The following is a 7,294-nucleotide window of genomic DNA, read 5'->3' on the forward strand; positions in this document are numbered from 1 at the left end:
CGTTACGCATTGAGAGGTAATATATGAATCTTAACAGTATTCCTGCATTTCAGGACAATTACATCTGGGTCCTGTCAAATAATGACCAGCATTGTCTGATTGTGGACCCGGGTGAAGCGGCTCCTGTTTTGAAAGCCATTGCAGAGCATGACTGGGTGCCGGAAGCCATTCTGCTAACCCACCATCATCAGGATCACGTGGGCGGTGTGAAAGAACTCCTGCAACATTTCCCACAAATAGTGGTATACGGACCGGCTGAAACGCAAGATAAGGGAACGACACACGTAGTCGAAGATGGCGATACTGCACTCGTTTTGGGGCATGAATTTAGGGTAATTGCTACTCCGGGTCACACTTTAGGACATATCTGTTACTTTAGCCATCCTTACTTATTTTGTGGTGACACGCTCTTTTCTGGCGGTTGCGGTCGACTTTTCGAAGGTACAGCAACTCAAATGTATCAATCACTTAAAAAAATAAACGAACTTCCTGACGATACATTAATTTGTTGCGCACATGAGTACACATTAGCAAACATGAAGTTTTCCTTAAGCATTCTCCCGCACGATTCGTTCATAAATGAATATTATCGTAAAGTTAATGAGTTACGCGTAAAAAAACAAATGACACTACCCGTAATTCTGAAAAATGAGCGGCGAAATAATCTTTTTTTGAGAACGGAAGATATTGATTTAATTAATGAAATCAACAAAGAAACAATATTGCAACAACCTGAAGAGCGTTTTGCCTGGTTAAGGTCAAAGAAAGATACGTTCTGACAATTCCGGGTTGCCTTTTGAAAACTTCGCCGTTATGATCGGTCGTCTTTTAAGCAACTATTGACACACACATGAAGGCAAAAGCGATATTACTCGCCTCTGTCCTGCTTGTTGGGTGCCAGAATACTGGTAACGTCCAACAACACGCACAGAGCCTTTCTGCAGCTGGTCAAGGGGAAGCAGGAAAGTTTACAAGTCAGGCGCGATGGATGGACGACGGAACATCTATCGCTGCTGATCAAGATTTGTGGGCTTTCATTGGTGACGAGCTAAAGATGGGAATTCCGGAAAACAGCCGGATTCGCGAACAGAAACAGAAGTATTTACGCAATAAGAGCTATCTCCACGATGTAACTTTACGGGCAGAGCCGTATATGTACTGGATAGCCGGGCAGGTTAAGAAACGTAACATGCCTATGGAACTGGTACTACTACCCATAGTGGAGAGCGCTTTTGATCCTCACGCAACGTCTGGCGCCAATGCCGCAGGTATTTGGCAGATCATTCCGAGCACGGGGCGCAATTATGGTTTAAAACAGACCCGCAGTTATGATGCACGTCGCGACGTTGTGGCTTCCACCACCGCCGCGCTGGACATGATGCAGCGTCTGAACAAGATGTTTGATGGCGACTGGCTGCTGACCGTTGCTGCTTATAATAGCGGTGAAGGTCGTGTCATGAAGGCAATCAAAACGAACAAAGCACGTGGTAAACCCACTGACTTCTGGTCGTTGCCATTGCCTCAGGAAACGAAGCTATACGTGCCTAAAATGCTGGCATTGAGCGATATACTCAAAAACAGCAAACGCTATGGCGTACGTCTGCCAACAACAGACGAAAGCCGCGCGTTGGCACGTGTTCGCCTGAGTAGCCCGGTTGAGATGGCTCAGGTTGCCGATATGGCGGGTATTTCCGTCAGCAAGCTGAAGACCTTCAATGCAGGCGTGAAAGGCTCCACATTGGGTGCCAGCGGCCCGCAATATGTGATGGTGCCAAAGAAGCATGCAGAGAAGCTGCGTGAGTCTCTGGCTTCAGGCGAAATTGCAGCCGTGCAGTCAACGTTGGTCGCGGATAACACGCCGCTGAACAGTCGTAGCTACAAAGTTCGCTCTGGCGATACGCTTTCTGGCGTCGCGTCACGCCTTGGCGTGAGCACCAATGACCTTAAGCAGTGGAATAATCTGCGCGGGTCATCCCTGAAAGTGGGTCAAAACCTGACGGTGGGTGCGGGTACCAGCGCACAGCGTCTGGCGAACAACAGCGATAGCATCACCTATCGTGTGCGTAAAGGCGACTCGCTGTCGAGCATTGCCAAACGTCACGGGGTTAACATCAAAGATGTCATGCGCTGGAACAGCGATACGGACAATCTACAGCCAGGCGATCAGCTCACGTTGTTTGTGAAAAACAACGGAATGCCGGACTCCTGATAGCATTGTAGAAATGAAGGCACTGGATTCCCCCCAGTGCCTTTTTTATTTATCCCGCTTTATGTGCCTCAACCATTATCGTGTCGCTGGTAAACGAGCCATCTTCCTGTAACGCAAAGTAGGCTTTCACATCTGCAGAAGCACTTTGTTGGTATGCACGAATCGCGTCGCTCAACGCCGCGGGCGTGCGCATCCTCGCGACCCACGAACTGAACTCCAGTGGCAGGCGATCGGTTAACAAAGTATCGGCAATCAAATTGGCATCGTTGATTAACGACAGCCACTCTCCACTGGAATAGTTACGAACGTGCGAGGTATCACGTAACGCCTCCGCGGTTTGCAACCAGATATCACGTACTGGGTGGCCTGGCGACATCACATCCATCACAATTAATACACCACCGGGCTTCAGAACGCGGTTCACTTCCCGCAGCGCGCGTCCGACATCATGCCAGTGATGCGCAGAATAGCGGCTAATCACCACGTCAAATTCGCTATCTTCAAACGGCAGACTTTCGGCATAACCCTGGCGTGTGGCGACATTCTCCAGGCCTCTGTCATTTGCCGCCTCAGCGACCACCTCAAGCATCTGGGGCGATAAATCATAAGCCACAACCTGCTTTACGTGTTGCGCGGCTACAAAGCTGGCATGCCCCGCTCCACATCCCATATCCAACACACGGGCCTGCGGAAATGCCGACAACCTTTCCCCCAGACGCTGCAAGTCACGGCCAGAGGCGTGCACCGCACTGGTTAAATAGGCATTAGCCTGAGAGCCAAACTGTTTTTCGACGTTGTCATGGTGAGAGCGTGTTGTCATTGTGTTGTCCTTCGGTTGTTGTGAAATAGGAAGGGCAACCATCACAGGCCTGCCCTACGGCAGACCTGACACACCGTTATTGTTCAGGTTTGCCGGGACTGAATTCAACGAGTAGCGGGTTGTGATCGGATGCACGGGTGACCAGCACAGAGGCTTCACTCACGTTCAGACCACGATAGAACACAAAATCGAGAGGGCGACCAAACGCGCGGCGGCGCTGATCGTCGGTAAAACGTACCTGGCGCAGCGACATTTCTCGCGCAAAGCGGTACAGCGCATTCATCCGTCGACGGCTCCAGGCATTAAAATCACCGGCCATAATAACCGGACCGCTGTGATGAGCAATCTGATCGCCAATGGGAAGTAACTGCTTACTATAAACATCGACGCCGAGGCTAAAGTTAACCGCGTGGATATTCACCACCATTAATAATCGAGAGTCAGGCAGCGGATATACCGTTACCAGAGCCGATTTCGCCAGCCGTAAAATAGGCTCACGCTCGCGCAATGGACAACAGTAAACAGGATGAGCAGCAGAGAGCGTCATGACGCCAGAGGGATGCTGAGGCAGCACAAAGGCAGGAACCTGATCGGCCGCAAGGTAGTTAGCGGTCGCAAACTGCACCAGTTCTGGCGTGGTTTGCGCTTCCTGTAATAATACCAGATGCGCATCTTTGCCAAAATTCTTCAGCACCGACTGCCATTCTGCGCGCTGCTGTTTAAAAATATTCCATACCAGCACGCGAATGCGGTCTTCACTGCTTAACGGAACGCCTGCGGGTAATGCCTGGCCAATATGCGCAAACGACCCCGGCGGTAAAATCCGCTCGGCGGGTTGTCCGGCAACATAACGCATGGCATAGGTGTTTTTTCGCACTTTAGACTTTCAAACCTCTGTAACGTCAACCAGTCCGCAGCCGGACTGGTTCTTCTGTTATAGGGATTTTAGCACTCACTTTCAACGAACAATTGCAGTTTGTTTTGTAAGTGGGCGCTTACATCAATGATTTACCCCAGAGCAACACGCACGGGTTTATCAAGACGACCGCTGACACCCATCAGCAGGAAAGCTACCAGAACAATGAGGGCGCCAATCCACGGCGTCTGCGCTAAACCATAATGCTCGACCGTTTGCCCGCCAATCACTGACCCCAGCGCAATCCCAATGTTAAACGCCGCAATGTTTAACCCTGACGCCACATCTACAGCATTTGGCGTAAATTGCTCAGCTTTCTGTACCACGTAGACCTGCAATCCCGGTACGTTACCAAAGGCAAAGATCCCCATCACCAGAATGGTAGCCAGCGCGGCGTATTGCGTAGAGGCCGTCAGTTGGAAGACCATCAGCAGAACAAACAGCGCGGCGAAAATGAATTTCAGCGCAGGAACCGCACCATGTTTATCCGCCAGCTTACCGCCCCAGATATTACCGATAGCCACTGAAACACCGTAACCCAGTAAGATCCAGCTTACTGCTGCCGGGGAGAACCCCGCCAGATCCTGCATCATCGGCGCAAGGAAGGTGAATGCCGTGAATACACCGCCGTAGCCCAGTGCCGTAACGGCGTAAATCAGCAACAGACGGGGATGAGTCAGCACCTTCACCTGGTCGCGAATGCTGGCGGCAGCACGACCGGGAATGTTGGCAGGGATCAGTAACTGGCTACTGATCAGTGCAATCACGCCTAACATTGATACCGCGAGGAAAGTCTCACGCCAGCCAAAGTGCTGACCGATAAATGTTCCCAGCGGCACGCCGGTGACCAGCGCCACCGTTAAGCCACCAAACATAATGGCAATGGCGGAAGCTGCTTTCTCTTTTGGCACCAGACTTGTCGCGATGGTAGAACCAATCGAGAAGAATACGCCGTGTGCCAGCCCAGTCAGCAGACGAGCGACAATGAGTGTCATATACCCGGGTGCCTGCCATGCCAGCAGATTCCCCGCCGTAAACAGAACCATCAGCGCAACCAGTAACTGTTTACGTGGCAGGCGTCCGGTCAGAGCGGTCAGTACCGGTGCGCCAATTGCCACACCCAGCGCATAGATTGAAACCAGCATCCCGGCGGAAGGTAACGAGATCGCCAGCTGTTGAGCGATGGTCGGCACCAGACCAACAATCACAAACTCAGTAGTGCCTATAGCGAAGGCACTTATTGTTAGTGCAAATAAAGCGAGAGGCATAAATAACTCCGTAACATCAGTAATCAGATGACACGCAGTATGCCTGGATGCTTTAATAACAAAAACATTCAAAATCTCAATATAATTTTGCGTCAGGTGCAAAAATGAAAGCAACCTCTGAAGAACTTGCGATTTTTGTAGCGGTAGTGGAAAGCGGCAGCTTTAGCCGGGCGGCAGAACAGCTTGGACAAGCCAATTCCGCGGTCAGTCGGGCAGTAAAAAAGCTGGAGATGAAGCTCGGTGTCAGTTTGCTTAATCGAACGACCCGACAGCTAAGCCTGACCGAAGAAGGAGAGCGCTACTTCAGGCGGGTGCAGCAGATACTGCAAGAGATGGCTGCAGCAGAAACGGAAATCATGGAGTCGCGTAATACTCCGCGCGGCCTGCTGCGCATCGACGCAGCAACACCGGTGATGTTGCATTTCCTGATGCCACTAATCAAGCCGTTCCGGGAACGGTATCCCGAGATGACGTTGTCTCTCGTCTCCTCAGAAACGTTCATCAATCTTATTGAACGAAAAGTGGATGTTGCTATACGAGCGGGTACACTGACTGACTCGAGTCTACGTGCGCGTCCGTTATTTACCAGCTATCGTAAGATTATTGCCTCACCGGACTACATTGCCCGTTTCGGCAAGCCAGAGAGCGTCGAGGAGTTAAACCAGCATCTGTGCCTGGGGTTTTCCGAACCAGTTTCACTCAATACCTGGCCGATTGCCTGTAGCGACGGACAGCTGCATGAGGTCGAGTGCGGAATTTCTTCCAACAGTGGAGAAACGCTAAAACAGCTTTGCCTGAATGGCAACGGCATCGCATGTCTTTCAGATTATATGATAGATAAAGAGATCGCGCGGGGTGAACTGGTGGAGTTATTGGCAGATAAACGTCTGCCGGTAGAGATGCCTTTTAGCGCAGTTTATTACAGCGATCGTGCCGTCAGTACGCGCATCCGGGCATTTATCGACTTTTTAAGTGAATATATAAGAACAGCTCCCGAAGGAGCTGTGAAAGAGGGTTAATGGGTACAGAGGGTCAGGCAATTAATCCCAATCAGGGGCCAGACCTTCCGGGCTGACCAGACGATCGTTGCAGTCCAGTGCCGCGATCGCTTTTTTATCTTCGGCATCCAGATGCAGTTCCAGCGCCAGCAGGTTGCTTGCCAGGTTTTCACGTTTGGTAGAAGAAGGAATTACGGAGTAACCTTCCCCCATTGCCCATGCCAGAATAACCTGCGCCGGGGTCGCGTTATGTTTAGCGGCAATGTGCGCAATCACTTCATCTTTCAGCGCTTTACCGTAAGCCAGCGTCATGTAAGAGGTGATGTGGATACCGTGTGCTTTCGCCCAGTCAACCACCTTACGGCTCTGCAGATACGGAGAAAGCTCAATCTGGTTAGTCGCGATATTCTCTGCACCTACTGCGGCAATGGCTTTTTCCATCAGCGGAATGGTGAAGTTTGAGATACCAATTTCACGAGTCAGTCCCTGCTGTTTTGCTTCGAGCAGCGCCTGCATGAATTCCTCAACAGATACCGCATCACCTGGAGATGGCCAGTGGATCAGCGTCAGATCGACATAATCTGTACGCAACTTCTTCAGGCTTTCTTTCAGGCTTGGGATCAGTTTTTCTTTGCTGAGATTTTCAATCCAGATCTTGGTGGTGATATACAGCTCGTTACGCGGTACTCCACTTTCGGCAATCGCCTGACCAACAGCCGCTTCATTATCATAGATTTGTGCAGTGTCGACAGCACGGTAGCCTAGCTCAAGCGCCGTTTTAACAGAAGCGATAACCACGTCGTCTTTCAGGCGGAAAGTACCTAAACCGAATGCAGGGATAGTCATAGAATTCCTCTTTTTAATCACTATGTTCGTTAACTGAGAGGATTATGAGCTTAAGCTCTTTATAGAAAAAGAGTGAAAAATGCAGAGGATTTTTGCGGATTCAGCAATAATTAAATTGCAGACAAAGAAAAAGCCCTGAGCGTTAGCTCAGGGCTCTTAATAAGTGGCGGAACGGACGGGACTCGAACCCGCGACCCCCTGCGTGACAGGCAGGTATTCTAACCAACTGAACTACCG

The 7,294-nt window shown here is 50.6% G+C and carries 7 protein-coding genes; 3 read left to right on the top strand and 4 right to left on the bottom strand.

What is annotated here, in order from left to right; translation table 11 throughout:
- The first annotated feature begins 23 nt into the window (after nt 1-23).
- Together gloB and mltD are read left to right on the top strand one after the other, a co-directional pair.
- A complete protein-coding gene (gloB, locus tag OGX96_RS14695; protein WP_286583475.1) occupies nt 24-779 on the top strand; it encodes a hydroxyacylglutathione hydrolase in 756 nt (251 codons plus the stop codon).
- Nucleotides 780-850: 71 nt separating this feature from the next.
- Nucleotides 851-2,209 (top strand): murein transglycosylase D, encoded by a 1,359-nt coding sequence (gene mltD / locus OGX96_RS14700; RefSeq protein ID WP_032942416.1) that lies wholly within the window; start codon nt 851-853, stop codon nt 2,207-2,209.
- Nucleotides 2,210-2,258: 49 nt separating this feature from the next.
- Here mltD and OGX96_RS14705 read toward each other — a convergent pair whose 3' ends face one another.
- The 3 genes from OGX96_RS14705 to OGX96_RS14715 form a co-directional block, all read right to left on the bottom strand.
- The gene (locus OGX96_RS14705; protein WP_286583477.1) at nt 2,259-3,029 is read right to left on the bottom strand and encodes a class I SAM-dependent methyltransferase; all 771 of its coding nucleotides are present in this window, start codon (nt 3,027-3,029) and stop codon (nt 2,259-2,261) included.
- Between the two features lie 76 nt (nt 3,030-3,105).
- On the bottom strand, nt 3,106-3,906 hold the full coding sequence (locus OGX96_RS14710) for an endonuclease/exonuclease/phosphatase family protein (protein ID WP_008783770.1): 801 nt from the start codon (nt 3,904-3,906) through the stop codon (nt 3,106-3,108).
- 131 nt (nt 3,907-4,037) lie between these two features.
- Nucleotides 4,038-5,213, bottom strand: a complete 1,176-nt coding sequence (locus tag OGX96_RS14715; RefSeq protein WP_003830796.1) for an MFS transporter — start codon at nt 5,211-5,213, stop codon at nt 4,038-4,040.
- 104 nt (nt 5,214-5,317) lie between these two features.
- Here OGX96_RS14715 and yafC point away from each other — a divergent pair, with 104 nt between their 5' ends.
- Nucleotides 5,318-6,232 (top strand): DNA-binding transcriptional regulator YafC, encoded by a 915-nt coding sequence (gene yafC / locus OGX96_RS14720; protein ID WP_008783768.1) that lies wholly within the window; start codon nt 5,318-5,320, stop codon nt 6,230-6,232.
- Nucleotides 6,233-6,253: 21 nt separating this feature from the next.
- Here yafC and dkgB read toward each other — a convergent pair whose 3' ends face one another.
- Nucleotides 6,254-7,057: a 2,5-didehydrogluconate reductase DkgB gene (gene dkgB, locus OGX96_RS14725; RefSeq protein ID WP_003830794.1), complete on the bottom strand. Its 804-nt coding sequence runs from the start codon at nt 7,055-7,057 to the stop codon at nt 6,254-6,256.
- Between the last annotated feature and the right edge of the window lie 237 nt (nt 7,058-7,294).

Source organism: Citrobacter sp. Cpo100 (assembly GCF_030332595.1).
Taxonomy (GTDB): domain Bacteria; phylum Pseudomonadota; class Gammaproteobacteria; order Enterobacterales; family Enterobacteriaceae; genus Citrobacter; species Citrobacter portucalensis.

Bases quoted from the DNA above. Each gene is read 5' to 3' on its own strand.
- gloB (WP_286583475.1), top strand. From the start codon at position 24: ATGAATCTTAACAGTATTCCTGCATTTCAGGACAATTACATCTGGGTC.
- mltD (WP_032942416.1), top strand. From the start codon at position 851: ATGAAGGCAAAAGCGATATTACTCGCCTCTGTCCTGCTTGTTGGGTGC.
- OGX96_RS14705 (WP_286583477.1), bottom strand. From the start codon at position 3,029: ATGACAACACGCTCTCACCATGACAACGTCGAAAAACAGTTTGGCTCT.
- OGX96_RS14715 (WP_003830796.1), bottom strand. From the start codon at position 5,213: ATGCCTCTCGCTTTATTTGCACTAACAATAAGTGCCTTCGCTATAGGC.
- yafC (WP_008783768.1), top strand. From the start codon at position 5,318: ATGAAAGCAACCTCTGAAGAACTTGCGATTTTTGTAGCGGTAGTGGAA.
- dkgB (WP_003830794.1), bottom strand. From the start codon at position 7,057: ATGACTATCCCTGCATTCGGTTTAGGTACTTTCCGCCTGAAAGACGAC.